Genomic DNA, 21,547 nt, shown 5'->3' on the forward strand with positions numbered 1-21,547 from the left:
CCTCTGTGTCTGCTTGTCCCGCGCTTGCGGGCAAAGCGGCTTAGTCTTTCAGGAAGTCGGGCACATGGTTTTCACCGCCGCCATCGTTTCCGCCGCGACCTTCACCGCGACTACCGCCACGACCGCCGCCGCGGGGACCACCGCGACCGCCGCGACGATCACCGCCACCGCCGCCGCCGCGCGGGCCACGGTCACCACGATCACCGCGCGGTTCGCGCGGCGGGCGGGTGTCTTCCAGCTCTTCGCCGGTTTCCTGGTCGACGACGCGCATCGACAGTCGGACCTTGCCACGCTGGTCGATCTCGAGGACCTTGACCTTAACTTCCTGGCCTTCGGTCACGACATCGGTCGGCTTCTCGACGCGTTCGTTCTTCATTTCGCTGACGTGGACGAGACCGTCCTTGCCGCCCATGAAGTTCACGAAAGCTCCGAAGTCGACGATGTTGACGACCTTGCCGTCGTAGATCTTGCCGACCTCTGCTTCTTCGGTAATGCCTTCGATCCACTTGCGTGCTGCTGCGATCTCGTCGGCATTCGAGGAGCTGATCTTGATCACGCCTTCGTCGTCGATGTCGACCTTGGCACCGGTTTCGGCAACGATCTCGCGGATAACCTTGCCGCCCGTACCGATGACGTCACGGATCTTCGACTTGTCGATCTGCATCGTTTCGATACGCGGAGCGTGCTTCGACACTTCACCGCGAGCCGTGCCCAAGGCCTTCTGCATTTCGCCGAGGATGTGCGCGCGACCGGCCTTCGCCTGCTCGAGCGCCTTGGTCATGATTTCCTGCGTGATGCCGGCAACCTTGATGTCCATCTGGAGCGAGGTGATACCGTTTTCCGAACCTGCGACCTTGAAGTCCATGTCGCCGAGGTGATCTTCGTCACCCAGGATGTCCGACAGGACGGCGAACTTGTCGCCTTCGAGGATCAGACCCATCGCGATACCGGAAACCGGGCGTTCGATCGGAACACCGGCGTCCATCATGGCCAGACAGCCGCCGCAAACGGTCGCCATCGAGCTCGAGCCGTTCGACTCGGTGATGTCCGACAGGATGCGAATGGTGTAAGGGAAATCCTCGCGGCTCGGCAGCACCGGGTGCAGCGCACGCCATGCGAGCTTTCCGTGGCCCGTCTCGCGGCGGCTGGTGAAGCCGAAGCGGCCGACTTCGCCGACCGAATAGGGCGGGAAGTTGTAGTGCAGCATGAAGTGATTGTACGACAGGCCTTCGAGACCGTCGATCATCTGCTCTGCATCCTTGGTGCCCAGCGTGGTGGTGCAGATCGCTTGCGTTTCACCGCGTGTGAACAGCGCCGAACCGTGTGTGCGGGGCAGCAGTCCGACCATCGCCTCGATCGGGCGAACCTGGTCGACCTTGCGTCCGTCGATGCGGGTGCCGTCCTTGAGGATCGACCCGCGCACGATGTCGCTTTCGAGCTTCTTCACCAGCTTGAGCTTGCCGAGATATTCGGCCGGATCGTCGTGATCGAGGCCTTCGTAATGCTCGCGCGCCTTGGCACGGGCGGCGTTGATCGCATCCTGGCGCTCGGCCTTGTTGGTGATCTTGTAGGCGGCTTCGAGGTCTGCGCCGATGATGCCGCGAAGTTCGTCGAGCGTGGCCGACTTGTCTTCTACCGGATCGAGATCCCACGGATCCTTGGCAGCCTGTTCGGCGAGATCGATGATCGCACCGATGACCTTGCGGCTTTCCTCATGCGCGAACATGACGGCGCCGAGCATTTCCTCTTCGGTCAGCTCCTTGGCTTCGGATTCGACCATCATCACCGCGTCCTGCGTGCCGGCGACGACGAGGTCGAGGCGACCTTTTTCGTCCAGCGCCTTGTCGAGGCTTGGGTTGAGTTCGTATTCGCCATTGCGGAAACCGACGCGTGCGGCGCCGATCGGGCCCATGAAGGGCACGCCAGAAAGGGTCAGCGCAGCCGATGCGGCGATCATCGCGACGATATCGGGCTCGGTCTCGCCGTCATAGGACAGGACCTGCGCGATAACGTTGATTTCGTTGTAGAAGCCTTCCGGGAACAGCGGCCGCAGCGGGCGGTCGATCAGGCGGGAGGTCAGCGTTTCCTTCTCCGTGGCGCGGCCTTCGCGCTTGAAGAAGCCACCCGGGATACGGCCCGCGGCGGAGAATTTTTCCTGGTAGTGGACGGTCAGCGGGAAGAAATCCTGCCCTTCCTTCACACTCTTGGCGGCGGTCACTGCGCAGAGCACCACGGTTTCGCCATAGGTGGCCAGAACGGCGCCGTCAGCCTGACGGGCGATGCGGCCGGTTTCGAGGGTGAGGGTCTTTCCGCCCCACTCCAGCGATACGGTTTTCGTGTCGAACATGTATTTTCCTTTTGAACCCGCACGGCCTTATTGCGGTGCGGGGCCTACTGTGCCGGGCAATCCGTCCCGGTCCGGTTCGAGGCGATATGTCTTGCCTCTGGTGGGCCGCCCGCGCCGGATTGCGAAGGGGCCATATGCGAAAAGGGCGGCCCGTTTGAGCCGCCCTTCCCGAAAACTCTTATTTGCGAAGACCCAGCTTCTGGATCAGGGCATTGTAACGCTCGACATCTATCTTCTTGAGATAGGCGAGCAGGTTACGGCGCTTGTTGACCATCATGAGGAGGCCACGACGCGAGTGGTTATCCTTGTGATTGGCCTTGAAGTGGTCGGTGAGGTTGCGAATACGCTGCGTGAGGATCGCGACTTGGACTTCCGGCGAACCGGTATCGCCTTCGTTCTGGGCGTTGTCCTTGATGATTTCTTGTTTCTGTTCGGCAGATACCGACATGCATTTTACTCCGCGACATCCGGTAGGTTGAAGCCCCGCACGACCTTGGCCGAGCCTCCTTCGAGTTCCATCAGCGCCACCGGGATGTTTCCCAGCTTTGCAAGGTGGAGCCCGTCGGCCCATTCTCCATGAACGGGGGGCAGGTCCGACAGTACCCGGCCTTGGCGGACCGCCTGCGCGCTGTCGGGATCGAGGGGAAGGACCGGGATGTCGTCCAGTCCGGCCTCTAGCGGCAGGAGAAGGTTTTCGATGGGCGCGCCCTTAGCGATTTCCTCTGCCGAGTCCAGCGAAATCGCCTGATCCTCGCGGAACGGGCCAGCCTTTATCCGCCTGAGATAGGTGACATGGCCCACCGCACCAAGGGCGTGTGCGATATCCCGTGCCAGAGAACGGATGTAGGTGCCCTTGGAGACGTGCGCGACCAAGGTCACGCTGTCCGCCAGTTCGAGCGGAGCCTGCGGATCGTAGGGATCCGGCCTGCCGGAGGTTGTGGCAAAGCTGGAGCGCAGGTCAGCATCCTCGCGCTGGGCCAGCAAGCGGAGGTCGTGAATAATCACCCTGCGGGTCTTCATTTCGACCTCTTCGCCTGCCCGCGCGAGATCATAGGCGCGCTTTCCGCCGACCTTGATGGCCGAAAAGGCAGGCGGTGTCTGTTCGATTTCTCCCGAGAAATGTCCGAGCACCGCGGCGATGGCAGCCATGGGCGGGCGGCGGTCGCTGCGGTGGACAACCTCACCCTCGGTATCCAGTGTGTCGGTCTGTTCCCCGAACTGGATGGTGAATTCGTAGATCTTGTCGCTGTCCAGCATCCGCCCCGCCAACTTGGTCGCTTCGCCCAGCGCAATCGGCAATACGCCTTCCGCGAGCGGGTCCAGCGTCCCGCCATGGCCGACCTTGGTCTTCGCGTAGCCGCCCTGCCGGAGCACGCGCTTGACCAGTCCGACGGCCTGGGTCGAGCCGAGCCCGCGCGGCTTGTCGAGCAGCAGCCATCCGTGCGGTGCGGGTTTGCTGCGCTCGCTCACGTGATGAAATCCTCGATCCCGGCAGCGACGGAATAAAACAGGCCCGTCATCCACTCGACCGGTGGAAAGAGGGTATTCTCGATCCAGCGCGCATCGGGAAAGGCCCAGGTCGCGGCGATGAGCACGGCGAGCAGCAACATGCCCATGGCCTGCAGTTTCTGCCAATGATGAGCCCAGCGGCGCGGCATCAGCCCGCCGACGATATGCGACCCGTCGAATGGCGGGATCGGGAGCATGTTGAACAGGGCGAGGAAGACGTTGATGACGATGAAGGAGCCGAATGCGGTCAACATCCAATCGGGGAGCGCGACGCCCCAAGTCGTTGCAAGGCCCGCCAGCATCCCGAAGATGATCGCGCCGACCAGCGCGAGAACGATATTTGTCCCCGGGCCTGCAGCGGCAACGGCCATCATGCCGTAACGAGGGTTGTCGAGCCGGCGCGCATTGACGGGTACCGGCTTGGCCCAACCGAAGATCGGCCCGCCGAACAGCGCCAGCGCGCCCGGCACCAGCAATGTCCCGATGGGATCGACGTGTTTGATGGGATTGAGCGTCAGCCGCCCCATGTCGCGCGCGGTGGTGTCGCCCAGCGCCAGCGCGGTCCAGCCATGCGCTACTTCATGGAAGACGATTGCAATGATGAGGCACGGGATCAGGATCGCCGCGAGGGTAAGTGTATCGAGCATATCGCGTTATGTAGGAAGGCGGGAGGGCTGACGCACCCTCTAGCGGGTCAGCGCCTCGGAAAAGTGCCTGCGGCACATGGCAACATAGCGATCGTTGCCGCCAATTTCGGTTTGCGCACCTTCGCTGACCGCCTTGCCGTTTGCATCGACACGCAGGTTCATCGTTGCCTTGCGGCCGCAATCGCACACTGCCTTCATCTCAACCAATGCGTCCGCAATTCCCAGAAGCGCCGCCGAGCCGGGAAAGAGTTCGCCCTGAAAATCCGTGCGCAGGCCGTAACACAGCACCGGAATGCCCGCATCGTCAGCCAGCCGAGCCAGCTGCCAGACCTGATCGCGGGTAAGGAACTGCGCCTCGTCGACCAGCACGCAAGCGAGCGTGGTATCTTTATGTTCTTCCAGCACACGCGCTTCGATATCGGTGTCGGCTTCATAGCGATGCGCATCGCTGGCGAGGCCGATACGGCTAGAAATCGCGCCGAATCCGGGCCGGTCGTCCAGCGCGGCGGTCCAGAGCGAGACCTTCATCCCCCGCTCACCATAGTTGAACGCGGTCTGGAGCAGCGTGGAGCTCTTCCCCGCATTCATGCTGGCGTAGTAGAAATACAGCTTGGCCATCGCCGGCTTCTAGCCCCGGGGGACAGGGCTGTTAAGGAGATCGACAGACAGGATTGGGGATGAGATACCCCGAAAACTAACAAAAGGTGAGGTGAGCGGGATTCCCATGGCTGAAGCACAGGCAGGTTCGGGCACGCAGAGCGGCATTCTCGGCTGGATCGAAAGAAGCGGCAACAAGCTGCCCGATCCGGTTTTCCTGTTCTTCTGGCTGATCGCGATATTGGTGGTCGTTTCGATCGCCGCTTCGCTTGCCGGACTCTCCGCCGCGCACCCAACCGAAGTCGATGCCGACACCGGGGCGGCCACGGTCATCACTGCACAGAGCCTGCTGAGCGCAGAGAACATCGCGCGGCTCTGGGTCGAAATGCCGCAGACATTCACCCACTTCCACCCGCTCGGCTACGTGCTGGTCGTGATGCTGGGAGCAGGTGTTGCCGAGCGTGCGGGGCTGTTCGGCACCGCCATGCGGGCGGGCGTGCGAAATGCGCCCATTTACCTGCTGACGCCCATCGTCGCGTTCGTCGGCATGATGGGCAATCTCGCCGCCGATGCCGCGTACGTGGTCCTGATCCCGCTGGCCGGGATCATCTTCCATGCCGCTGGGCGCCATCCGGTTGCGGGGATCGCCGCCGCATTTGCGGGCGTATCGGGGGGATTTTCGGCCAATTTGCTGCCCGGCCAGCTGGACGCGCTGCTCTTCGGCATTACCGAGGCCAGCGTCGAGACGGTGTTCGGGGATTTCACGGCCAATATCGCAGGCAACTGGTATTTCATCGCCGCGATGACTTTCGTCTTCCTGCCGGTGATCTGGTTCGTGACCGACAAGATGATCGAACCCCGCCTTGGGCCGTGGAACCCTTCCATGGCGGGCAAGGCGGTATCGCCCGAACAACAGGGCGAAGTCGCCGATGGGGACCGCGCACTCTCGTCTGCGGAAAGCAAGGGACTGCGCTGGGCAGGCCTCGCCGTGCTGTTCGTCGTCGGCCTCTGGCTGTTCTTCACGCTCGGCCCGGGCACGCCGCTGATCGACGAGACCGCTTCGGCGGAAGCGCGGCTGACACCTTTCTATCAGAGCCTCGTCGCAGGCTTCTTCCTGCTCTTCCTCCTCGCGGGCTGGGCCTATGGCAAGGCCGCCGGGACGATCGAAGATCACCGCGGCCTGGTGAAGATGATGGCCGGCGCGATGGAGGATCTTGCCTATTACTTGGTACTTGCCTTCGCCGCCGCGCATTTCGTGGCGATGTTCGCCTGGTCAAACCTCGGCCTGATCCTCGCAGTGAACGGAGCCGACTTTCTCGGCAACAGCGGGCTTCCCGCATGGGCGCTGCTGACGGCGATCATTCTGGTATCAGCCCTCCTCAACATCTTCGTCGGTTCGGCGAGTGCAAAGTGGGCGCTGCTGGCTCCGGTTCTCGTGCCCATGCTGATGCTGCTGGGCATTTCGCCGGAAATGGCGACAGCTGCTTATCGCGTTGGCGACGGGGCGACGAATATCATCACGCCGCTGATGGTCTATTTCCCGCTGATCCTGATCTTCTGCCAACGCTGGCAGAAGGATTTCGGCCTCGGCAGCCTTGCCGCGACAATGCTGCCCTATTCGGTCGGCCTGTTGCTGGCAGGGCTCGCGATGACCATCGGATGGGTCGTGCTGGATCTTCCGCTCGGCCCGGGCGCCGAAGTTTTCATGGAAGTACCCACCACGGTCGATCCGACCGGACCGGCCAGCGCCGAGTAAAGCCTACTCTTCGTCCTCGAGGTCTTTCGCGACCTTGGGGTCGGAGAGCAGCTTCTCGATCCGTTCCGCCTCGTCGAAGCTTTCATCGGGCTGGAAAGAAAGTTTGGGCGCAAACTTGAGGCCCAGGCGCTTGGCGACTTCCTTCTGGAAGAACGCCGTATTGGTACGCAATGCCTTCAGCACCGCCGCTTCGTCCTGCCCCAGCAGGGGTTTGACATAGGCCTTGGCGTTCCTGAGATCCGGGCTCATCCGCACCTCGGTTACAGAGATGTTCGACGCGCGCAGCACATCATCATGCGCCTCCCCGCGTGCGAGCAGTTCGGACAGTATATGCCGAACCCGCTCGCCAACTTTTAGGACGCGAACCGATTGCTGTTCGGGAGTGGAAGAGTTTCTCACCATTATGCCCACCGGACCCACGAGCGAGAATCGAACTCGCCAAATGGTCGATACAACTCAACCACCTCCGCCGACCGGATCAGGGCCACAACGATCCTTTCTTATAGCGTCCGTTCGCGCTCCTCGACCTCGAACACTTCGAGCTGGTCGCCAGCCTTGATGTCGTTGGTGTCGGCAAGGACCACACCGCATTCCAAACCGGCGCGGACTTCGTCCACATCGTCTTTGAAGCGGCGCAGCGAGGCGATGGTCGTGGCTGAGACGATGACGTCGTCGCGAGTGAGGCGTGCGTGCAGCCCCTTGCGAATGACGCCTTCCTCGACCAGCAGGCCGGCGGCCTTGTCTTTCTTGCCCGAACGGAACACTTCCTTGACCGCGGCACGGCCGACGACGTGTTCGATCCGCTCCGGACCAAGCTCGCCCGCCATCTCCTTGGCGATTTCCTCGGTGAGGTGGTAGATAACGTCGTAATACTTCATCTCTACGCCGTCGTGCTTTACCAGTTCGCGCGCCTTGGCATTGGGACGCACGTTGAACCCGATGATCGGCGCCTTCGAGGCTGCTGCCAGCTGCACGTCGCTTTCGGTGATCGCACCCACGCCTGCGTGCAGAACGCGGACCTTGATGAGATCGTTCGACAGATTGTGCAGCGCGGTCGTGATGGCTTCCACCGAACCCTGCACATCGGCTTTCACCAATACGGGGAATTCGACCACATTCGAGGCGAGGTTGTTGAACATCGTATCGAAGCTGGTCGGCGCAAGCGCGGTACGCTTTTCGGTCGCCTTTTCCTGACGATATTGCGCGACTTCACGGGCACGCTGTTCGTTTTCGACCACGGTAAGCACGTCGCCGGCACTCGGTACACCGCCGAGGCCGAGGACCTCGACCGGCATCGAAGGTCCGGCCTTCTTGATCTGTTTGCCCTGGTCGTCGACGATGGCGCGGACACGGCCACTCTGGGTGCCGACCACGAAAGTGTTGCCACGCTCCAGCGTACCGCGGGTGACGAGCACGGTCGCGACCGGGCCGCGACCTTTGTCGAGCTGCGCTTCGATGACTGTTGCCTCGGCCATGCGGTCGGGGTTCGCCTTTAGCTCCAGCAGTTCGGCCTGCAGCGCAATCTTCTCGAGCAGATCGTCGAGACCGGTCTTCTCCTTGGCGGAGATTTCCACGTCCTGCACATCGCCGGACATCGATTCCACGATCACTTCGTGTTCGAGCAGACGGGTGCGGATATTGTCGGGATTCGCTTCCGGCTTGTCCATCTTGTTGATCGCCACAATCATCGGGACGCCGGCGGCCTTGGTGTGATTGATGGCCTCGATCGTCTGCGGCATGATGCCGTCATCGGCGGCAACCACCAGCACCACGATGTCAGTGACGTTGGCACCGCGCTGGCGCATCTGGGTAAAGGCGGCGTGGCCCGGCGTGTCGAGGAAGGTGACGGCATCGCCGCTCTTCGTCTGCACCTGGTAACTGCCGATATGCTGCGTGATGCCGCCAGCTTCGCCCTTCACCACATTGGCACCGCGAAGCGCGTCGAGTAGCGAAGTCTTGCCGTGGTCGACGTGGCCCATGATGGTAACCACGGGCGGACGGGGCTTCAGCGTCTCTTCCGGATCGACATCTGAATCATTCGCAATATCGACATCGGCCTCGGAGACCTTCTCGATATTGTGGCCGAACTGCTCGACCAGCAGTTCTGCCGTATCCTGGTCGATTGTCTGATTGACGGTGACCATCATGTCGAGATTGAAGAGCTCCTTCACGAGGTCGGCGCCCTTTTCGCCCATGCGCTTGGCCAGTTCGCCGACGGTGATCGCCTCGGGCACGATAACGTCGCGTACCTGCTTCTCACGCGGCTTGCTGGAGCCGCCACCCTGCATGCGGCGTTCCTTTTCGCGCGCACGCTTGAGCGCGGCGAGGCTACGCGCACGGCGGCCTTCGTCCTCGTTCAGGGCCTTCTTGACCGACAGCTTGCCGGAACGGCGCTTGTCCGGTGTTTCGGCCACGCGCGCAGGCTTGTCGTCTTTCTTCTTGGCGCGTTCGGGTTTCTTGATTTCCGGACGCTTGACGGGCGTGAACTGGCGAGGAGCCGGCGCAGGCGAGCTCTCATCGGCAGGCGCTTCCTCGTGAGCCGGTGCTTCTGCTGCCTTCTCGGCAGGCGGACTCGCGGGCTCTTCCGCTGCCTTGCTGGCAGCCTCTTCGTCGGCCTTGCGTTTGTCTTCGGCGCGCTTCTTCTCGTCTTCGGCGGCCTTCTTGGCCTGTTCGTCGTCACGCTTGCGCGCTTCTTCGGTCAGGCGCAGGCGCTCTTCCTCGGCTTCGCGGGTAAGACGCGCAACGCGTTCCTGAGGAGTTTCCGAAGCGGGCGCGGCCTTTTTCGGCGCGGGCTTCTTGGCTGCAGGCGCAGGTGCGGGAGCCGGGGTCGGCTCCGGAGCAGGCGCCGGAGGAGGCGGCGGCGGAGTTTCGCCGGGCTTCAGGAGCTTACGGCGGCGCTTCACCTCGACCGCCACCTTGTTGGTGCGGCCGTGGCTGAAGGTCTGCTTGACCTCGCCCGGCTGCGCGCCCTTGAGGCTCAGCGGTTTGCGGGCAGGTTTCTTGTCGTCGTCGCTCATTCTTGCTCGTTTCTCTTCGTTCAATCGTTCGTATCGTCAGCGGTGCGTACGGAGGCGCGCCCGAATTCGTCAGTCCAAGATCCGCTTGGAATTTCTTGCCCCAGATAATGCATCAGCCGCTTGAAGGGCTTGAGCACCCGCGCGGTCGCAGCATCGTCGGCCAGACCGAAGTGGACGACATTGTCGCGGCCCAATGCCACAGACAGCACCTCACGGTCCAGTGGCAGAGTCCAGCCGCGTTCGCCGCTGCCTTCCGCCTCGCGTCCTACGCGCCAGGCCTGATCGAGTTTCTTGCGCCCGTCTTCGCTCGCATCTCTGGCGTGGAAGAGTGCGGAAACTCCGCCCATACGCGCAGTCTCCGCAATGCGCTGCGTGCCCAAGATAAGGGCTCCGACGCGCATTTCGAGACCCAGGCGGTCAAGAAACACGCGAGTGAGCGCATCTTCGATCTTCTGCGGCAAGTCCTCGGGTATCTCGAGGTCACCAGTCTTGAATGCACGCGCCAGGCCTGCCTTCAATTTTCCGTTGGCCTTCGCCTCCTCGATCGCCGTGCGCGAGGAACTGACCCATGCACCCCGTCCCGGCGCCTTTTCCTGGGCATCCGGCAGGACGAGGCCGGAAGGCGAGGCGACGAGGCGAAGCAGCGCGTCGCGCGGCCCCGTCTCTCCGGTCAGTATGCAGCGCCGTTCGGGCTCCGGTTTACGGGGCCTGCGGGCTTCAGCGATGTCGGACGTCAGGCTCTCATTGGGTGGAGTCCGCATCGGCGGCCTCCTGCGTGTCGGCGGCAGCGGCAGATGCCGGAGCTTCCTCTTCGGACTTGGACCCCGACGAAGCCGCCTTCGGCTCTTCGTCCTCGAACCAGTGGGCGCGGGCAGCCATGATGATCTCGTTGCCCTGCTCTTCGGTCAGGCCATATTCGCCTAGCACTCCACCCTTGTCCTGCTCACGCATCGGACGGTCGCGGCGCATCGGCGGCCCATCGGTATTGTTCCGGCGGCGCGGAGCTTCGCGCTTCTTGGCGATAAGCTCATCTGTGGCGAGGTCCGCCACATCGTCGAGCGTCTTGAATCCTGCCTTGCCGAGCGTGACAAGCATCGCTTCGTTCATATGCGGCAGTTCGGCCAGATCGTCTTCGACGCCCAGTTCACGGCGCGCTGCACGATGCGTTTCTTCCTGCCGGGCGAGCGCTTCCCTGGCGCGGTTCTGGAGTTCTTCGGCCAGTTCCTCGTCGAAGCCTTCGATGCCGGCGAGCTCTTCCAGCTCGACGTAAGCGACTTCTTCCAGTTCTGCGAAGCCTTCGGCTACGAGCAGCTGCGAAAGCGTTTCGTCGACGTCGAGTTCCTCTTCGAACATTTTGGAGCGCTCGGCGAATTCCTTGCTGCGCTTTTCCGAGGCTTCTTCCTCGGTCATGATGTCGATCTGGTTGCCGGTCAGCTGGCTGGCGAGGCGCACGTTCTGGCCGCGGCGGCCGATGGCCAGAGAGAGCTGGTCGTCGGGTACGACGACTTCGATGCGGCCATCTTCCTCGTCGAGGACGACGCGGCTGACGGTGGCCGGTTGAAGCGCATTGACGATGAAGGTCGCGCCATCTTCCGACCAGGGAATGATGTCGATCTTTTCGCCCTGCAGTTCCTGGACGACGGCCTGCACGCGGCTGCCCTTCATGCCGACGCAGGCGCCGACCGGGTCGATGCTGCTGTCATGGCTGATCACGCCGATCTTGGCGCGGCTGCCCGGATCGCGGGCGGCGGCCTTGATTTCGATAATACCGTCGTAGATTTCGGGTACTTCCTGAGCGAACAGCTTACGCATGAAATCGGGATGCGCGCGGCTGAGGAAAATCTGCGGTCCGCGGTTGTTGCGTTCCACCTTGGTGATCAGCGCGCGGACACGCTCGCCCACACGGGCGGCTTCGCGCGGGATCTGCTGATCGCGGCGGATGACACCTTCGGCGCGGCCGAGGTTGACGATCACATGGCCGAATTCGACCGACTTGATCACACCGGTGATGACTTCGCCGGAGCGATCCTTGAACTCTTCGAACTGGCGCTCACGCTCGGCATCGCGGACCTTCTGGAAGATCACCTGCTTGGCGGACTGCGCATCGATGCGGCCGAGATCGACCGGCGGCAGCGGATCTACGATGAAGTCGCCGACCTTGGCGTCCTTCTCGAGCTTCTTGGCAGCCTTCAGATCGACCTGCTTGAAATAATCCTCGACCTCTTCGACAACTTCGACGACGCGCCATAGTCGAAGGTCGCCGGTCAACGGATCGAGCTTGGCGCGAATGTCGTTTTCCGCGCCATAACGGTTGCGGGCGGACTTCTGGATCGCCTCTTCCATCGCCTCGATGACGATGGATTTGTCGATCATCTTTTCCGATGCGACCGCATTCGCAATTGCAAGGAGTTCTGCCTTATTGGCGGAAATGGCACTGGCCATCAGTCGTCTGCCTTTTCTTCTACAATGTCTTCGGCACCACTCGTATCGAGCGGCTGGGTGGCGGCAATGAGCGCGTCGGTCAAGACGAGCTTTGCCGTGTGAATCTGGTCACGGTCGAGCTTCACCTTGCCCGCCTTGGCATCTGCAATGACCACGCAATGACCGTCGATGCCCTTGAGGTCACCTTTGTAATTGCGCTGACCGTCGAAGCCTTTGACCATGCTGATCTTCGCTTCGTGTCCGGCCCATTTCTCGAAATCCTTCTCGCGGGTGAGCGGACGGTCGATGCCGGGCGAACTGACTTCGAGGTGATAGGCGCCTTCGATCAGGACTTCGCCCTTTTCTTCGAGCTCGTCGATCCGGTCCGACACGCGGCGCGAAAGTGCAGCGCATTGTTCGATCAGCAGCTGGCCCGTTGACGGGTCTTCCGCCATAATCTGGAGCGCCTGCGCCCCGTCACCGGCTTCGGACGGCATCATCTTGACCCGCACGAGCTCGAATCCGAGCGATTTCGCTTCGGGTTCGATTACTTCGTTCAAGCGGTCAATATCAGCCATTCACACTCCGGTATGGACTTGCTTTGCGACAAGTGGGTTTCGTGCCGGCCCCTTGCGGCGCCAGCCCCACAGTGTCGCGACAATGTCGGGATTGACGGCGAGATAGGCTCGAGTCCCGCCAAAAGCAAGCCTCGTTCAATCGTCGTCGGTGAGACCGTGCTTTTTGATGGCATGGCGCAGCTGGTCGTAGCTGAGGCCCAGCGCCTTGGCCGTCTGGCGCTGGTTCCAGCGATGCTTGCCGAGCGCATGTTCGAGAATCGCCTTCTCATGCGCATCCACCGCGCTGCGCAGGTCCTCGACAGCGTCGAGATCGGGTGCGGCCGGTTGGGCCCTAGCCGTGAGAGCTGCGTCGGAACGTTTCCGCGGCGACGGCGGAGAGACGGGCTTCCAGGGGCTCTCGAACGGATCGAACTGGACGTGGCCGATCGGGTTTTGCCAATCGTCCCACCGATAGACCGCCCGTTCGATCACATTGCGCAATTCGCGGACGTTGCCGGGCCATTGATGATTCTCGAGCTGATCGGCGACGTGGTCGGAAAAGCCCGGCCAGGCTTCCCAGCCCAGTTCGGCGCCCATGCGGCGGCCGAAATAGTCTGCCAGCACTTCGATATCGCCCTCGCGCACGCGCAGCGGCGGCAAAGTGATCACTTCGAAGCTGAGGCGGTCGAGCAGGTCGGCGCGAAACTCGCCGCGCTCTGCCTTGGCGGGCAGGTCCTCATTGGTGGCGGCGACGATGCGGACATCGACATGGATCGGGCGCGAGGAGCCGATACGCGTTACCTCGCCATATTCCACGGCACGCAGCAGGCGTTCCTGCGCGCCCATCGACAGTGTGCCCAGCTCGTCGAGAAACAGCGTGCCTTTGTCGGCTTCTTCGAACCTTCCGGCGCGCTGTCTGGTAGCACCAGTGAATGCCCCGGCCTCGTGACCGAACAGTTCCGCTTCGATCAGCGTTTCGGGCAAGGCTGCGCAATTCATCGTGACCAGCGGCTCTTCCCATCTGTTGGAAAGACGGTGAAGACGTTCGGCGATCAGCTCCTTGCCGGTACCGCGCTCGCCGATGACCAACACAGGCCGGCGCATGGGCGCCGCGCGGCTGGTCCGCTCGACCGCATCGAGGAAAGCTCCCGACTGGCCAATATACTGATTTTCCCGCTCCATGACCAAGATATAGGAATTTTCACCAAGGGTTGGCAATAGCCGCCACTGTGCCATTCGTCGAAAACTTGGAGAATCGCAATTTTCCGCCGGAATCTAAGTTTGGCACACCGCTTGCTTAACATGGAACAACACCAATTCACGTCCAGGGAGGACACCATGTACAACCGCAAGTTCTTCAGCACACAGCTCGGCAAGGCGGCCATTGCCAGCATTGCGATGATGACTGCTTTCGTCGCGCTGAGCTCGCAAATCACGGTCTCTACGCCGATGCCGATGGTGGCTTCGATCGGCACCGTGGAAATCGCGTGAGCGACCACAAGCACCCTCTTGAGCCGGAGCGCCGCACTCCCGACAGTCCCCCGCGCAAGTCCCGCGCAGCGGACGCTCCGGCTCGCCCCAACCGCGTGACCCTGTCGCGCCTCGACAGCGAGGTCGAACGGCTGCGCCGCTCGCCCACGCCGACTCAGGACACCGGCCGTGAACGGACCAACCAGTTTTTCTCCAGTGGAGTACCTTTGATGGGAATCTTCAGCCGTACCCGCGATATTATCGCGGCCAATTTCAATGACCTTCTCGACCAGGCGGACGATCCCCAGAAGATGATCCGCATGATCATCATGGAAATGGAGGAGACGCTGGTCGAAGTTCGTGCCAGCGCCGCGCGCACCATCGCCGACCAGAAGGAAATGCATCGCCACACTGTGAAGCTGGACAAGCTCCAGGCCGATTGGGGCGAAAAAGCGCAGCTCGCGCTGTCGAAGGACCGCGAGGATCTTGCCCGTGCCGCTCTGGTCGAGAAAAAGAAGGCCGTGGACATGGCCGACCAGCTCAAGCAGGAAATTGGGGTGCTCGACGATGCGCTACGCGCTTACGAGCAGGACATTCACAAGCTGCAGAACCGCCTGCGCGAAGCCCGCAGCCGCCAGACCGCCATCGCTGCGCGTCTCGAAAGCGCGGAGAACCGCGTCAAGCTGCGCAGCCTGATGACCGAAGACCGCGTGGACGATGCGCTGAGCCGCTTCGACCAGCTCGAACGCCGCGTGGACTATGCCGAAGGGCGCGCCGATGCACTGAGCATTTCGGATAGCTCGGGCAAACCGAACCTGGCGGACGAAATTGCCGCGCTGGAAGGCGCCGACGCGATCGACGACGAACTTGCACAAATGAAGAAAGCGCTCGGCAAGTCCGAAGACGCCAAAAAAGAGGACTGAGCCGTGGAAGAAGTATTAGCCATTGTCGCCATCTTCATCGCCTTGCCGTGGATCATCCTCCACTACATCACCAAGTGGAAGACCTCGGCCACCATCACCACCGACGACGAAGCCCTGCTCGAGGAACTCTACAACCTCGCCAAGCGGCTCGATGAACGAATGGACACGGTCGAGCGCCTCGTCGCTTCCGACAACCCCGACTTCCGTCCCGCCCGCCTCGTCCATGACAGCGAGCAGGACAATCAGCAGCTGCGCGAACTCGAACAGCTGATCGCCGAGAAAAAAGGAGCCCAACAGTGAACAGCCCCCGCACCACCCTTTATCGTGACAAGGCCAATGCGAAGCTGATGGGCGTGTGCTCCGGCATCGCGGACTACACCGGTGTCGATGCCTTCTGGGTTCGTCTCGGCTTCCTGGGTCTGACTTTCATCACCGGCGGATCGACCATCCCGTTCTACTTCCTGGCCGGCATCCTGCTGAACAAGAAGCCCGCGCATCTCTATTCGGAACCGGACGAGCACCGTTACTGGCAGCGCGTCCGCCAGAGCCCGAAGCGCACCGCGCGCGAAATTCGCGCCAAGATGAAGGATGTGGACCGCCGCCTGGCCGATGTCGAAACCTTCTACGTCAGCAGCAATCCGCGCCTGAACGCCGAAATCGAACGGCTGCGGTAAGCACACCAGAAGGGGGAGGAGAACAATGGAAAACATGGGCATCCTGATACCGATCATCGCGCTGATGATCCCAATTGTGGCGATCTGGACAAAGCACCAGCAGAAGCTGGCCGAGATGAACGTCCAGACCACTGCACAGGCGACCGCCGAAAAGGCCGCCCAATATGCCAGCCGTGTGCATGATCTCGAAGACCGCGTTCGGGTGCTTGAGAGGATCGTGACCGACAAGGGGTACGATGTCGCCACCCAGATCGAAGCTTTGCGCGACAATCGCCGGGTGGACGATCAGGGAGCGGGCGTGCCGCTCGAAATGAAAAAGGGGGAGAGGGCATAATGGATTTCGGCGACGCGACATTCGTCATCGTACTCATCGGATTGAGCTATAGCGCGTGGGTAATCAACAACTGGATCCGCGCTAAGAACGGCTATCCGCTGGAAGACGAGTTCGGCGGCAAGACCGAGCGGTCGGACACGGTCGAAACGAAGGCCCTGCGCCAGGAAAACCGCCAGCTTCACGACAAGCTCGATGCCATGCAGGACCGCATGGTGGTGCTCGAAAAAATCGTGACCGACCGCGGCTATTCGCTCCACGACGAAATCGAGGCCCTGCGCGACCGCCAGCCCAATAACGGCGTACCGCTCAACGTGAAGTACGGGGAGAAAGCGTAATGGAACTGATCACCGAAACCACAGTGGTCCTCGGCGTCGTTGCGATGTCGCTGGCCTGGGTCGCCAATACCTGGATCAGGGTCAAGAACGGCTACCCGCTCGAAAACAGCTGGGGCAAGGCAGTCTATCCCAAGAACGACCAGGCGGTCGAACGGGTTAAACTGCTGACCCAGGAAAATGCCGAACTGCGCGCCGAGCTCGGCTCGCTCAAGGACCGGCTCGGCAATGTCGAGCGCATCGTGACCGACAGCGGCTATCACCTGACCAGCGAAATCAACCGATTGCGCGACGGCAGGGAGACAAACTGATGGACTCCGACCTCATCCTGATTTTCGGCTTCATCCTGCTGACGCTCATGATCGTCATGCCAATGGCCTATCTTTTCCAGAAGCGCGAGGCCGAGCACAAGGAACGCAAGCTGGAACTCCAGGCACGCGCAGACGAAGCCAAGGCGGAGCAGGCACGCTTTTCCAACGGCGACTACTCCAAGATGGAAGAGCGCGTCCGCGTGCTCGAACGGATCGCGACGGACGGCAATCATGCCTTGGCCTCGCAGATCGACGAATTGCGCAAGCTCGACCGGATCGAGGATCGCACGGGAGCATCGTCATGAGCGCCTGGGCCACTGTCGCAATCATCGCCATCATCGTGTGGGGCGTGGTTCAGCTGAGCAAGGCCCGCCACCGTGCCGACCGCGGCATCGTCGTCGACGAACGCGGTAACGAAAGCGTCGCGGACAGCGGAACCGATGCCGAGACGAACAGGGAAATCGAGGACTTGCGCGAACGCATCAAGGTGCTCGAGAGAATCGCCACCGATGGCAATTCGCTCGACACGCAGGAAACCAAGAGGATAGCCGCTGAAATCGAAGCCCTGCGCGACAAGCGGGCCGAGTGAGGCGGAAACTGGTTCAAGGAGGACATGGGGAAATGTTCGAACCGACACTGATAGTCGCCGCCGCCAGCCTGACTGGCCTGGTCATCATAGCCGCCGCCATGTTACGCGGATGGCAGGGATGGCTGGACCTGAAGCGCAGCGAGCTCGAAGGCCATAGCGGCCCCAGGCAGCAGGAAGGCTCGTCGATGGGTGCCGCCCGGATCGAGCTTGCCGATCTGAAGGAGCGGATCAAGAAGCTCGAGGCGATCGCCAGCGGGGTTGACCTGTGAGCAGCCGTACCGGAGACGCTGCACGGGCCGGCATCGGCCTCGGCAGCGCGATCGCCGTGGCGATTTCCTGGACCCAGAACCAGTCGATCCTGTGGGCCATATTTCACGGCTTCATCAGCTGGATCTATGTGATCTATCATGCCCTCACCCGGCCCGGCGGCATCACCGGCTAAGCGCAATGGACGCGTGCGCCGGCACCCGCTAGATGCCCCGCCCATGCGAGACCTTTCCGACATCCAAGAAGAATACGAGTTCCTCGAAGGCGACGAGCGTTACCGGCTGCTGATCGAGCTGGGCCGCGAGCTGGACGAGATGCCGGATGCGCTCAAGACCGACGCCACCTTGGTGCGCGGCTGTTCGGCCAGCGTATGGGTCTATCCCACGAACGAAGAGGGTCAGCTCCATTTCCTTGCCGACAGCAATGCCGCCATCACCAGAGGCATCGTCGCGCTGGTGATTGCCGCGGTTCAGGATCGGCCTGCTAGCGAGGTTGCCGAAATGGATATTCACGCTGCACTCGAGCCCTTTGACCTCAAGAACCAGTTGTCGAGCAATCGCACACAAGGCGTCCCGAACATGATCGCGCTGGTGAAACAACACGCGGCCCGTATCGCGGCCGACTGAGATGCGCACCCTGTACCGCGTGCTTGGCTATTTCGCGGTGGCTCTCGGCGCGATCGGGGCTTTCCTGCCGATCATGCCGACGGTCCCCTTCCTGCTGCTGGCGGTGTATTTCTTCGCCCGCTCCAGCCCCGAACTCGAGAAGAAAATCCTCGATCATCCACATTGGGGCCCGCAGGTGAAGGACTGGCGCGACCGCCGCGCGATCAGCCGCCGCGCCAAGACCTTGGCGATCGGCGCGATGATGACTGGCGCGGTGTTCACCTATTTCACACTGGGCGCGCCTTATTACTGGATATCGATCGCCATCCTCGTCATCGCGGGAAGCTGGATCGCGACGCGCAACGAATAATCCTCTTTGGAACACGCCAGCAGCCATGCCGTTGAGTCTCCATACGGCGGGCGGGCGCTACGAAAGGATTATTACCATGGCCATTCTCATACTCATCGCAACCATTCTGCTGCCGCCGCTGGGCGTTGCCGCAAAGCACGGTCTCGGCAAGACGACGCTGCTCAATCTGGTGCTGACCGTCCTCGGCTTTGTGCCAGGGCTGATTCACGGACTGTATGTGAATTACGCGCGGTAAGGACGTACCGGATTTTCCAGGAAGCGCCGGGGCTTCAGGCTCCGGCGCTTTCGCGTACCACGGCTTCGCCCGCTTCGCGCTGGCGCCTTAGTTCAGCCTTCAAGCTGGCCGGATCGCGGGCGAAGAGAAAGCCGAAGCTGACCCCGCCTTGCTTGCCGATGGTCGCATGGTGCAGCTTGTGCGCCTGAACCAGCCGCTTGGCGTAGCCCTTCTTCGGAACCCATCTGAAATATCGCTGGTGAACCAGCCCGTCATGCACCAGCGTGTAGATGATCCCGTAAAACAGGATACCCACCCCGATCCATGTTGCGGGCAACCAGGCATCAGCCCCCATGACCCACGGGCTGCCCAGCGCGAACATCGAAATGCTCATCACTGCGCCGACGATGGCATAGAGATCGTTTTTCTCCAGCATATTCTCGTGCGGTTCGTGATGATCGCGGTGCCATCCCCAGCCGAAGCCATGCATGATGTATTTGTGGCTGGCCCATGCCGCCCACTCCATGGCCAGCACAGTCGCCAGCACGATCAGTATGGGAAGGACGATTTCCATATTTGCAATATAGGCGCTGCCCGCGATCAGCGCAAAGTCTACTCAGCCGCGGCCGACGCCTTGCGCGGAATGCCGAAGCATTTTTCCGCGACTTCGCGGCTGATGCGCGCAGGCCGGTGACTGTCGGCGTCGAGGCAGCACCACATACTCTGCACCTCGGCCAGCACGTCTTCACCGCGGCGGATTACCGTATTGTAGAAGCTGCGCGCGCCCTTGATCTTTTCCAGCACGGTTTCGGCGATCACCTCGTCATCGAGGAAGGCCGGCTTCCGGTAGGTGATCTCATGCTTGAGCGCGACCCAGGCCTTGCTCGCCACCTCGTCCGCAGGCGCCAGCTTGCGCCAGTGCGCCAGCACGGTGTCCTGTACCCAGTTCAGGTAGCGCGCGTTGTTCACGTGCCCCATGAAATCGATATCTGTTGGAAGGACCTTGATGGGGAAGGAGAAGGGTTTTGCTGACATGAGTGTCAGTTAACAGACAAAACATTACGGTTCCATGATTCTCTGGTGACAAAGCCAATCTTGGGCCGCCCTTCGATTTGCCATTTTGCCAAATCCACCCACCCTGCCACACATTGGGCACATGACGAGCAAACCGCGCACACTCTATGAAAAGATCTGGGACGCTCATGTCGTGGAACGGCAGGAGGATGGCACCTGCCTGATCTATATCGACCGGCACTTGGTCCATGAAGTCACCAGCCCGCAGGCCTTCGAGGCGTTGCGCCTCACCGGACGAAAGGTCCGCCGCCCGGATCTGACATTGGCCGTTCCCGACCACAATCTCCCGACCACCGCCCGCACGGCCGCCGACGGTTCGCGGCTGCCCATCGAGGACGCGCAAAGCGCAGCGCAGCTTGCCGCACTCGAAGCCAACGCCCCCTCTTTCGGGATTGACTACATCGATGCCGTCGCGCCCGAACAAGGCATCGTGCATGTCGTCGGTCCCGAGCAGGGTTTCTCGCTTCCAGGCACCACGATCGTATGCGGCGACAGCCACACCGCGGCGCACGGCGGGATCGGCGCGCTGGCCTTCGGGATCGGCACGAGCGAGGTGGAACACGTCCTTGCTACGCAGACCCTGCTGCTGCGCCCGAGCAGGACCATGGAAATACGCGTCGAGGGTGAGCTTGGCCCCGGAGTTACGCCCAAGGATCTCATCCTGCATATCATCGGCGTGATCGGCACCGCGGGCGGTACAGGCCACGTCATCGAATACCGCGGCGATGTGTTCGAGCGCATGAGCGTGGAAGGGCGGCTGACAGTCTGCAACATGAGCATCGAGGGCGGCGCGCGCGCCGGGCTGATCGCGCCCGACGAGAACGTTTTCCGATATCTCAAGGGTCGCCCTTACGCACCCTCCGGCGAGGCATGGGATCGGGCCGTTCGGTGGTGGCGCTCGCTCGCTACCGAGGAGGACGCGAATTTCGACAAGTCGGTCGTCATCCAAGCTGAAGATATCGAGCCGACCGTGAGCTGGGGAACTAGCCCGGAGGACGTGGTTGCGATCGGCGGCAACGTCCCCTCACCCGACAGCTTCGGCGATCCTTCCAAGCAGGAAGCGGTACGCAAGAGCCTCTATTACATGGGACTTGCCCCAGGCACTCCGATGGAAGAGGTCGCAGTCGAAAACATCTTCATCGGTTCCTGCACCAACAGTCGGATCGAGGACCTTCGCGCCGCTGCCGATGTCCTGAAAGGCCGCCGAAAGGCACCGGGCGTGCGCTGGGCGATTGCCGTCCCGGGTTCGGGTCTGGTGAAACGCCAGGCGGAAGAAGAGGGTCTGGACCGCATCTTCATCGATGCCGGTTTCGAATGGCGCGAGCCGGGCTGTTCGGCCTGTCTCGCCATGAACCCGGACAAGGTCCCGCCGGGTGAGCGCTGCGCCTCCACTTCGAACCGCAATTTTGTCGGGCGACAGGGTCCCGGATCGCGCACCCACCTCCTCAGCCCGGCGATGGCCGCCGCCGCCGCAGTGACCGGCCGCCTCACCGATGTACGCAAACTGATGGGCGAGTGACCCCTTGCCCTCGA

At 62.0% G+C, this 21,547-nt stretch carries 29 protein-coding genes; 16 read left to right on the forward strand and 13 right to left on the reverse strand.

What is annotated here, in order from left to right:
- Positions 1-40: 40 nt before the first annotated feature.
- The 5 genes from pnp to GRI69_RS06380 all read right to left on the reverse strand — a co-directional run bounded on the left by pnp (position 41) and on the right by GRI69_RS06380 (position 5,121).
- Complete coding sequence (gene pnp / locus GRI69_RS06360) at positions 41-2,347, reverse strand: polyribonucleotide nucleotidyltransferase (protein ID WP_160727415.1); 2,307 nt, start codon at positions 2,345-2,347, stop codon at positions 41-43.
- Between the two features lie 178 nt (positions 2,348-2,525).
- Positions 2,526-2,795, reverse strand: coding sequence for a 30S ribosomal protein S15 (gene rpsO, locus GRI69_RS06365; protein ID WP_160727416.1), 270 nt, complete (start codon positions 2,793-2,795; stop codon positions 2,526-2,528).
- A 5-nt stretch (positions 2,796-2,800) separates the two neighbouring features.
- Entirely contained in the window at positions 2,801-3,817 is a 1,017-nt protein-coding gene (gene truB / locus GRI69_RS06370; RefSeq protein ID WP_160727417.1) for a tRNA pseudouridine(55) synthase TruB, read from the reverse strand.
- On the reverse strand, positions 3,814-4,503 hold the full coding sequence (locus tag GRI69_RS06375) for a site-2 protease family protein (RefSeq protein ID WP_160727418.1): 690 nt from the start codon (positions 4,501-4,503) through the stop codon (positions 3,814-3,816). Before GRI69_RS06375 ends, truB begins: the two co-directional genes overlap by 4 nt.
- Before the next feature lie 39 nt (positions 4,504-4,542).
- A complete protein-coding gene (locus GRI69_RS06380) occupies positions 4,543-5,121 on the reverse strand; it encodes a thymidine kinase (protein WP_160727419.1) in 579 nt (192 codons plus the stop codon).
- A 106-nt stretch (positions 5,122-5,227) separates the two neighbouring features.
- Here GRI69_RS06380 and GRI69_RS06385 point away from each other — a divergent pair, with 106 nt between their 5' ends.
- Positions 5,228-6,856 carry an AbgT family transporter gene (locus tag GRI69_RS06385; RefSeq protein ID WP_160727420.1) on the forward strand — a complete coding sequence of 543 codons (1,629 nt, stop codon included), beginning with the start codon at positions 5,228-5,230 and terminating at the stop codon, positions 6,854-6,856.
- Positions 6,857-6,859: 3 nt separating this feature from the next.
- Here the strand turns inward: GRI69_RS06385 and rbfA are convergent, their stop codons facing one another.
- The 6 genes from rbfA to pspF form a co-directional block, all read right to left on the reverse strand.
- The gene (rbfA, locus tag GRI69_RS06390) at positions 6,860-7,258 is read right to left on the reverse strand and encodes a 30S ribosome-binding factor RbfA (protein ID WP_160727421.1); all 399 of its coding nucleotides are present in this window, start codon (positions 7,256-7,258) and stop codon (positions 6,860-6,862) included.
- Between the two features lie 98 nt (positions 7,259-7,356).
- On the reverse strand, positions 7,357-9,873 hold the full coding sequence (gene infB, locus GRI69_RS06395; RefSeq protein WP_160727422.1) for a translation initiation factor IF-2: 2,517 nt from the start codon (positions 9,871-9,873) through the stop codon (positions 7,357-7,359).
- 20 nt (positions 9,874-9,893) lie between these two features.
- On the reverse strand, positions 9,894-10,634 hold the full coding sequence (locus GRI69_RS06400; RefSeq protein WP_160727423.1) for a DUF448 domain-containing protein: 741 nt from the start codon (positions 10,632-10,634) through the stop codon (positions 9,894-9,896).
- The gene (gene nusA / locus GRI69_RS06405) at positions 10,615-12,315 is read right to left on the reverse strand and encodes a transcription termination factor NusA (RefSeq protein WP_160727424.1); all 1,701 of its coding nucleotides are present in this window, start codon (positions 12,313-12,315) and stop codon (positions 10,615-10,617) included. The genes GRI69_RS06400 and nusA overlap by 20 nt, the downstream gene beginning before the upstream one ends.
- A complete protein-coding gene (gene rimP, locus GRI69_RS06410) occupies positions 12,315-12,872 on the reverse strand; it encodes a ribosome maturation protein RimP (protein ID WP_160727425.1) in 558 nt (185 codons plus the stop codon). The genes nusA and rimP overlap by 1 nt, the downstream gene beginning before the upstream one ends.
- A 135-nt stretch (positions 12,873-13,007) precedes the next feature.
- Positions 13,008-14,033 carry a phage shock protein operon transcriptional activator gene (pspF, locus tag GRI69_RS06415; RefSeq protein ID WP_160727426.1) on the reverse strand — a complete coding sequence of 342 codons (1,026 nt, stop codon included), beginning with the start codon at positions 14,031-14,033 and terminating at the stop codon, positions 13,008-13,010.
- Positions 14,034-14,189: 156 nt separating this feature from the next.
- Here pspF and GRI69_RS15735 point away from each other — a divergent pair, with 156 nt between their 5' ends.
- The 14 genes from GRI69_RS15735 to GRI69_RS06475 all read left to right on the forward strand — a co-directional run bounded on the left by GRI69_RS15735 (position 14,190) and on the right by GRI69_RS06475 (position 18,961).
- A complete protein-coding gene (locus GRI69_RS15735; protein WP_202391866.1) occupies positions 14,190-14,342 on the forward strand; it encodes a hypothetical protein in 153 nt (50 codons plus the stop codon).
- A gap of 101 nt (positions 14,343-14,443) precedes the next feature.
- Positions 14,444-15,244, forward strand: a complete 801-nt coding sequence (pspA, locus tag GRI69_RS06420) for a phage shock protein PspA (protein WP_160727509.1) — start codon at positions 14,444-14,446, stop codon at positions 15,242-15,244.
- A gap of 3 nt (positions 15,245-15,247) precedes the next feature.
- Positions 15,248-15,544, forward strand: a complete 297-nt coding sequence (gene pspB / locus GRI69_RS06425; protein ID WP_160727427.1) for an envelope stress response membrane protein PspB — start codon at positions 15,248-15,250, stop codon at positions 15,542-15,544.
- Entirely contained in the window at positions 15,541-15,918 is a 378-nt protein-coding gene (gene pspC / locus GRI69_RS06430) for an envelope stress response membrane protein PspC (RefSeq protein ID WP_160727428.1), read from the forward strand. Before pspB ends, pspC begins: the two co-directional genes overlap by 4 nt.
- A 25-nt stretch (positions 15,919-15,943) precedes the next feature.
- On the forward strand, positions 15,944-16,252 hold the full coding sequence (locus tag GRI69_RS06435) for a hypothetical protein (RefSeq protein WP_160727429.1): 309 nt from the start codon (positions 15,944-15,946) through the stop codon (positions 16,250-16,252).
- Complete coding sequence (locus GRI69_RS06440) at positions 16,252-16,587, forward strand: hypothetical protein (protein ID WP_160727430.1); 336 nt, start codon at positions 16,252-16,254, stop codon at positions 16,585-16,587. The genes GRI69_RS06435 and GRI69_RS06440 overlap by 1 nt, the downstream gene beginning before the upstream one ends.
- The gene (locus GRI69_RS06445) at positions 16,587-16,895 is read left to right on the forward strand and encodes a hypothetical protein (protein WP_160727431.1); all 309 of its coding nucleotides are present in this window, start codon (positions 16,587-16,589) and stop codon (positions 16,893-16,895) included. The genes GRI69_RS06440 and GRI69_RS06445 overlap by 1 nt, the downstream gene beginning before the upstream one ends.
- Positions 16,895-17,200, forward strand: coding sequence for a hypothetical protein (locus tag GRI69_RS06450; protein ID WP_160727432.1), 306 nt, complete (start codon positions 16,895-16,897; stop codon positions 17,198-17,200). The genes GRI69_RS06445 and GRI69_RS06450 overlap by 1 nt, the downstream gene beginning before the upstream one ends.
- On the forward strand, positions 17,197-17,484 hold the full coding sequence (locus tag GRI69_RS06455; RefSeq protein ID WP_160727433.1) for a hypothetical protein: 288 nt from the start codon (positions 17,197-17,199) through the stop codon (positions 17,482-17,484). Before GRI69_RS06450 ends, GRI69_RS06455 begins: the two co-directional genes overlap by 4 nt.
- Before the next feature lie 32 nt (positions 17,485-17,516).
- The gene (locus tag GRI69_RS06460) at positions 17,517-17,753 is read left to right on the forward strand and encodes a hypothetical protein (protein WP_160727434.1); all 237 of its coding nucleotides are present in this window, start codon (positions 17,517-17,519) and stop codon (positions 17,751-17,753) included.
- Complete coding sequence (locus GRI69_RS15740) at positions 17,750-17,926, forward strand: hypothetical protein (protein WP_202391898.1); 177 nt, start codon at positions 17,750-17,752, stop codon at positions 17,924-17,926. Before GRI69_RS06460 ends, GRI69_RS15740 begins: the two co-directional genes overlap by 4 nt.
- 43 nt (positions 17,927-17,969) lie before the next feature.
- Positions 17,970-18,377: a SufE family protein gene (locus GRI69_RS06465; RefSeq protein WP_160727435.1), complete on the forward strand. Its 408-nt coding sequence runs from the start codon at positions 17,970-17,972 to the stop codon at positions 18,375-18,377.
- Between the two features lies 1 nt (position 18,378).
- Positions 18,379-18,726, forward strand: coding sequence for a YbaN family protein (locus tag GRI69_RS06470; protein ID WP_160727436.1), 348 nt, complete (start codon positions 18,379-18,381; stop codon positions 18,724-18,726).
- Positions 18,727-18,802: 76 nt separating this feature from the next.
- A complete protein-coding gene (locus tag GRI69_RS06475; protein WP_160727437.1) occupies positions 18,803-18,961 on the forward strand; it encodes a YqaE/Pmp3 family membrane protein in 159 nt (52 codons plus the stop codon).
- A gap of 34 nt (positions 18,962-18,995) precedes the next feature.
- Here GRI69_RS06475 and GRI69_RS06480 read toward each other — a convergent pair whose 3' ends face one another.
- Both GRI69_RS06480 and GRI69_RS06485 read right to left on the reverse strand, forming a co-directional pair.
- A complete protein-coding gene (locus GRI69_RS06480; RefSeq protein WP_160727438.1) occupies positions 18,996-19,514 on the reverse strand; it encodes a sterol desaturase family protein in 519 nt (172 codons plus the stop codon).
- Between the two features lie 38 nt (positions 19,515-19,552).
- Entirely contained in the window at positions 19,553-19,975 is a 423-nt protein-coding gene (locus GRI69_RS06485) for an acyl-CoA thioesterase (RefSeq protein ID WP_160727439.1), read from the reverse strand.
- 121 nt (positions 19,976-20,096) lie between these two features.
- On the opposite strand from GRI69_RS06485, the gene leuC reads away from it, so the two are divergent.
- Entirely contained in the window at positions 20,097-21,533 is a 1,437-nt protein-coding gene (gene leuC / locus GRI69_RS06490) for a 3-isopropylmalate dehydratase large subunit (RefSeq protein WP_160727440.1), read from the forward strand.
- Positions 21,534-21,547 lie beyond the last annotated feature (14 nt).

The organism is Qipengyuania vulgaris (assembly GCF_009827325.1).
GTDB classification, from domain to species: Bacteria; Pseudomonadota; Alphaproteobacteria; order Sphingomonadales; family Sphingomonadaceae; genus Qipengyuania; species Qipengyuania vulgaris.

What these genes read in the sequence shown, in the direction of transcription:
- rpsO (WP_160727416.1), bottom strand. Translation starts at nt 2,795, where the DNA reads ATGTCGGTATCTGCCGAACAGAAACAAGAAATCATCAAGGACAACGCC.
- GRI69_RS06400 (WP_160727423.1), bottom strand. Translation starts at nt 10,634, where the DNA reads ATGCGGACTCCACCCAATGAGAGCCTGACGTCCGACATCGCTGAAGCC.
- GRI69_RS06480 (WP_160727438.1), bottom strand. Translation starts at nt 19,514, where the DNA reads ATGGAAATCGTCCTTCCCATACTGATCGTGCTGGCGACTGTGCTGGCC.
- GRI69_RS06380 (WP_160727419.1), bottom strand. Translation starts at nt 5,121, where the DNA reads ATGGCCAAGCTGTATTTCTACTACGCCAGCATGAATGCGGGGAAGAGC.
- GRI69_RS06470 (WP_160727436.1), top strand. Translation starts at nt 18,379, where the DNA reads ATGCGCACCCTGTACCGCGTGCTTGGCTATTTCGCGGTGGCTCTCGGC.
- GRI69_RS06375 (WP_160727418.1), bottom strand. Translation starts at nt 4,503, where the DNA reads ATGCTCGATACACTTACCCTCGCGGCGATCCTGATCCCGTGCCTCATC.
- rimP (WP_160727425.1), bottom strand. Translation starts at nt 12,872, where the DNA reads ATGGCTGATATTGACCGCTTGAACGAAGTAATCGAACCCGAAGCGAAA.
- GRI69_RS15735 (WP_202391866.1), top strand. Translation starts at nt 14,190, where the DNA reads ATGTACAACCGCAAGTTCTTCAGCACACAGCTCGGCAAGGCGGCCATT.
- GRI69_RS06445 (WP_160727431.1), top strand. Translation starts at nt 16,587, where the DNA reads ATGGAACTGATCACCGAAACCACAGTGGTCCTCGGCGTCGTTGCGATG.
- pnp (WP_160727415.1), bottom strand. Translation starts at nt 2,347, where the DNA reads ATGTTCGACACGAAAACCGTATCGCTGGAGTGGGGCGGAAAGACCCTC.
- GRI69_RS06465 (WP_160727435.1), top strand. Translation starts at nt 17,970, where the DNA reads ATGCGAGACCTTTCCGACATCCAAGAAGAATACGAGTTCCTCGAAGGC.
- GRI69_RS06440 (WP_160727430.1), top strand. Translation starts at nt 16,252, where the DNA reads ATGGATTTCGGCGACGCGACATTCGTCATCGTACTCATCGGATTGAGC.
- pspF (WP_160727426.1), bottom strand. Translation starts at nt 14,033, where the DNA reads ATGGAGCGGGAAAATCAGTATATTGGCCAGTCGGGAGCTTTCCTCGAT.
- rbfA (WP_160727421.1), bottom strand. Translation starts at nt 7,258, where the DNA reads ATGGTGAGAAACTCTTCCACTCCCGAACAGCAATCGGTTCGCGTCCTA.
- GRI69_RS06485 (WP_160727439.1), bottom strand. Translation starts at nt 19,975, where the DNA reads ATGTCAGCAAAACCCTTCTCCTTCCCCATCAAGGTCCTTCCAACAGAT.
- GRI69_RS06435 (WP_160727429.1), top strand. Translation starts at nt 15,944, where the DNA reads ATGGAAAACATGGGCATCCTGATACCGATCATCGCGCTGATGATCCCA.
- leuC (WP_160727440.1), top strand. Translation starts at nt 20,097, where the DNA reads ATGACGAGCAAACCGCGCACACTCTATGAAAAGATCTGGGACGCTCAT.
- GRI69_RS06385 (WP_160727420.1), top strand. Translation starts at nt 5,228, where the DNA reads ATGGCTGAAGCACAGGCAGGTTCGGGCACGCAGAGCGGCATTCTCGGC.
- nusA (WP_160727424.1), bottom strand. Translation starts at nt 12,315, where the DNA reads ATGGCCAGTGCCATTTCCGCCAATAAGGCAGAACTCCTTGCAATTGCG.
- GRI69_RS06455 (WP_160727433.1), top strand. Translation starts at nt 17,197, where the DNA reads ATGAGCGCCTGGGCCACTGTCGCAATCATCGCCATCATCGTGTGGGGC.
- infB (WP_160727422.1), bottom strand. Translation starts at nt 9,873, where the DNA reads ATGAGCGACGACGACAAGAAACCTGCCCGCAAACCGCTGAGCCTCAAG.
- GRI69_RS06460 (WP_160727434.1), top strand. Translation starts at nt 17,517, where the DNA reads ATGTTCGAACCGACACTGATAGTCGCCGCCGCCAGCCTGACTGGCCTG.
- GRI69_RS06475 (WP_160727437.1), top strand. Translation starts at nt 18,803, where the DNA reads ATGGCCATTCTCATACTCATCGCAACCATTCTGCTGCCGCCGCTGGGC.
- GRI69_RS06450 (WP_160727432.1), top strand. Translation starts at nt 16,895, where the DNA reads ATGGACTCCGACCTCATCCTGATTTTCGGCTTCATCCTGCTGACGCTC.